Genomic DNA, 3,727 nt, shown 5'->3' with positions numbered 1-3,727 from the left:
GGTGGTAGGCGGAGGAGCCCCGATAGAAGGAGTGCGTGACGTCCTCGCGCACCCGGGTGCGGTGCCGGATGTTCGGCGCGGGGCGCGAGCAGGGCCGCGCCGAGCTGGGTCGCGGCGACGCAGGCGACGGTCGCCGGCCACCCGGCTCTCGTCCAGGCCAGACCGATCAGCGTGCCGCCGATGCTCGAGCCGAGGTAGTAGCCGAGCAGGTACAGCGCCGACGCCTCCGAGCGCCCGGTGCCCGCCCGGGCGCCGATCCAGCCGCTGGCCACCGAATGGGCCGCGAAGAAGCCGGCAGTGAAGATCACCAGGCCGGCGAGGACGCAGCCGAGGTTGTCCGGGACGGTCAGGGTGAGCCCGGCCAGCGCGGTCGCCACCGCGCCCAGCAGGACGCTTCGGCGCCCCAGTCGGACGGCCAGCCGGCCGGCGGCGGTCGAGCTCACCGTGCCGGCCAGGTAGGCGGTGAAGACCAGGCCGATCATGCTGCTCGGCAGGGTGAACGGTGCGTCGGTGAGCCGGTAGGTCAGGTAGTTGTAGGTCGCGACGAACCCGCCCATCAGCAGCATCCCGACGCCGCACAGGCGCAGCACGTCGCCGTTGTGCAGATGCTGGCGGATCACGCGGCGGCCGCGGTCGCCGGCGGCGGCGCGGCGCTCGGGCTCGCCCTGCTCCTGCCCACGCTGGTGGGCGACCCGACCGCGGCCGTCGTCGGCGCGAACCCGACGCTGCCACCGCGGGTCCGGGAGCTGCTGCACGACCTGCAGAGCAGCCTGATCAGCCGGGTCCAGGCGATGTCGACCGAACTGGCGGTCGCTGTGCTGCTCGCGGGCGCGGCCGCGGTCGCCGCGGGACTGCTGGCCCGCTACCGGCCCCGGCTGCTCGCCCGGCGCCGGGTGGCGGCCCTCATGGCGGCCGCGGCGGTGCTGATCGGTGGCTCGTGGCTCGCGGCACCGGCCCGCTTCCGCGGAGTGGAGGCGACGAACTGCAACGGAAGCCGCGACCTGTGCGCGCTGCGCTACGACCAGGCAGCCTACGCGGCCAGCCACAACGCCATGTCGTCGAGCGCGACCGATTTCGTCGGCGCGACGCAGGACCCTGATCTCGTCGGTCAGCTCGACACGGGGGTCCGCGCGCTGCTCCTCGACGTGCATCACTGGACCACTCCGACGCAGGTGGAGACGTTCCTGGCCGGTCTGCGGCCGCAGGAACGGGAAGCGCTGGCGCCGCTGGCCCGCGGCGCTCAGTCGGCCCGCCCAGGACTGTGGCTGTGTCACAGCGTGTGCCAGTTCGGATCGGTGAACCTGGACGTGGCCCTGCGGTCCGTCGGCGACTGGCTGGAGCGCAACCCGTCCGAGGTGGTCACGCTCGTGCTGCAGGACTCAGTGCCCCCCGAGGAGGTCATCGCGGCGTTCCACCGGTCCGGGTTGACGCGGCATCTCGTGACCCCGCCCGCGGACCCGCACGGCCGGTGGCCGACGCTCGGCCATCTGGTCGCCACCGACCGGCGGCTGGTCGTCTTCGCGGAGAACGCGGACGTTGCGGGAACCTGGTACCGGCGGCTTTTCCGCTACGCGGACGACACCCCGTTCGATGTTCCGTCGGCGAACGAGTTCACCTGCCGGGTGCGCCGCGGGCCGTCGGAGGCGTCGATGCTGGTCGTCAACCACTGGGTCGAGGGCGACGATCCGAGCCGAACCTCCGCCGACGCGGTGAACCGGACACCGTCGCTGCTCGCCCATGTACGCAGCTGCGAACAGGCCGGCCGGCGACCGACGTTCATCGCCGCTGACTTCACGACCATCGGCGATCTCGTCCCGACCGTGGCAGCCCTGAACGCGGCCCGCGTCCACCCCGGTCACTGAGGCGGTTGACCTGGGTCGCGCCGGGTATCCGTATTGTGTGCATCCGCTCGGTGGAAAAAGCATCCGGGGCGGCGGGGGGCATATGGACTGCACATCGGGCCACGCCCGTCCTTTCTCCGGGGCCGCCGCCCGCGCAGCCGGTAGGTTCTCCGCGCTGGTCACCGCACCGGCCGCCCGCGCGGACCTGACGCGAAAACGGCGACCAGCGGTCTGGCGGGACGGTGAACGTGGTACCGCCCGGCAGGGACCGCCCGGCGGCCGGGCCGCCGGTTCGCTGCTGACCCTGCTGGTCGTGGCCCTTCTGCTGGCCGCGGCGATCGCCGTCCGGCCGCGCGGCGGGGACGGCGCCGCTGCGCCAGCCGTCCCGGCGCTCGTCGTCGGCGACTCGGTGGTCGCCATCGCGGCGCAGGCGGCGAGCACCGGCCCGGTCCGGCTGATCGGCTACCCGGGGCTCACCCCCGACATCTACGCCGGGGTGTCCGCACCGCTGCTCGCGGCCGACCTGGCGGTGGCCGGCAATCCCCGCACGGTGGTGCTGAACTGGAACGGCAACAACCCCCGGGAGCTGGTCGGCACCCGGCTCGTCGCCGAATACCAGGCCGAGCTCACCGCACAGATCCGCTGGTACCTGCGCCACGGGGTGCACAGGATCGTGCTGGCCGCGGCCATCCCGTCCGCGCTGAATGACGCCGCCAAACAGAAGGACTGGGCGTCACCGGACTCCGCCCGCGGCGGTGCGATGCTCGGCAACGCCCATCTCAACGAGATGTACCGCAGGCTCGCCGGCGATTTCGGCGACGCGGTGCGCTACTCGGACCGGGCGGCCGTGGCGATTCATCCCGACATGGTGTTCAACACCCAGCTGAACGGCCGGCTCTGCGTCGCCGACTACATACATCCCACGCCGTACTGCGCGGCCCGCTACGCCCACGCCCTGGCCGCGCTGGCCGCCGACGGCTCCTGACCGCGCGGCGCCCACGGCCGCTCAGGTGCGGCGGGGCTCGCTCAGCGACACGTAGGCGTCGGGCCGGCGGGTGGTCAGGAACGGGAACAGCGTGAGCCAGTCCCGGCGCTGGTCGAGCTCGAGGTCCGCGACCAGCACCGCCGGCACGTCGCGCGGCGCGCGGACCAGCACGCGGCCGTACGGGTCGCTGATGAACGAGCTGCCGTAGAACGTCAGCGCACCCTCGCAGCCGATCCGGTTCACCGCGACCATGAACGTGCCGTTCGCGATCCCACTTCCGACGATCACCTGCCGCCACATCGGCTCGGTGTCGAAACCCGGATGGTCAGGCTCGGAGCCGATCGCGGTCGGGTAGACGAGAACCTCCGCGCCGGCCAGGCCGTAGACCCGGGCGAGCTCCGGGAACCACTGGTCCCAGCAGGTGGGGAAGCCGAACCGGCCCTGGTCCAGCTCGACGACGGGGAAGCTGTCCGGACCGGCCGGACCGGGGCGGAAGTACCGGTCCTCGTGGTAGCCGGCGGTGACCGGAATGTGCAGCTTGCGGGTCCGGGCGAGGAGCGTGCCGTCGGGGCCGACGACGATGGCGGTGTTGTACCCGAGGCCGTCGTCGCCGTCGGCCCGCTCGTACAGCGACATGTGCACGACCAGACCCAGCTCGGCCGCGAGGCTGGCGGCGAACCGGCGGGTCGGGCCGTCCTCAACGCTCTCCGCCAGCTTGACCGGCCGGCCTTCGGGCACCGCGGCGCCGCCTGGCGGTAGGGACGGTGGCTGGTCGGCGAAATAACGCGACAGGGTCAGTTCCTGGAAGCAGACGAGGCGCGCACCCAGCTCGGCGGCGGTGGCCGCGCCGGCCCGCAGCGCCGCGGCGTGCTCGGCCGGGTCCGGGTGCCAGCGATGCTGC

4 protein-coding genes are annotated in these 3,727 nt (G+C 73.1%); 2 read left to right on the top strand and 2 right to left on the bottom strand.

Annotated elements, in window-relative coordinates:
• Positions 1 to 620, bottom strand: a 620-nt coding sequence (locus MXD58_RS22735; protein ID WP_250609887.1) for an MFS transporter, incomplete at its 3' end; no start/stop codon positions are given.
• Between MXD58_RS22735 and MXD58_RS22730 the strand changes: the two genes are divergently transcribed.
• Positions 606 to 1,862 carry a phosphoinositide-specific phospholipase C-related protein gene (locus MXD58_RS22730; RefSeq protein WP_250609886.1) on the top strand — a complete coding sequence of 419 codons (1,257 nt, stop codon included), beginning with the start codon at positions 606 to 608 and terminating at the stop codon, positions 1,860 to 1,862. The two genes, MXD58_RS22735 and MXD58_RS22730, sit on opposite strands and share 15 nt — an antisense overlap.
• An 82-nt stretch (positions 1,863 to 1,944) precedes the next feature.
• Positions 1,945 to 2,826 (top strand): SGNH hydrolase domain-containing protein, encoded by an 882-nt coding sequence (locus MXD58_RS22725; RefSeq protein ID WP_248841420.1) that lies wholly within the window; start codon positions 1,945 to 1,947, stop codon positions 2,824 to 2,826.
• Between the two features lie 21 nt (positions 2,827 to 2,847).
• On the opposite strand, the gene MXD58_RS22720 is transcribed toward MXD58_RS22725, so the two are convergent.
• Positions 2,848 to 3,727: nitrilase-related carbon-nitrogen hydrolase (locus tag MXD58_RS22720; protein ID WP_250609885.1), on the bottom strand; the 880-nt coding region annotated here is incomplete at its 5' end.

This window comes from Frankia sp. AgKG'84/4 (genome assembly GCF_023242965.2).
Classification (GTDB): Bacteria; Actinomycetota; Actinomycetes; order Frankiales; family Frankiaceae; genus Frankia.
Note: the sequence above shows the minus strand (reverse complement) of the source record. Positions and strands in the feature narration are given on the sequence as shown.

Excerpts from the sequence above, each read along its gene's own strand:
- MXD58_RS22730 (WP_250609886.1), top strand. The coding sequence starts at position 606 with ATGCTGGCGGATCACGCGGCGGCCGCGGTCGCCGGCGGCGGCGCGGCG.
- MXD58_RS22725 (WP_248841420.1), top strand. The coding sequence starts at position 1,945 with ATGGACTGCACATCGGGCCACGCCCGTCCTTTCTCCGGGGCCGCCGCC.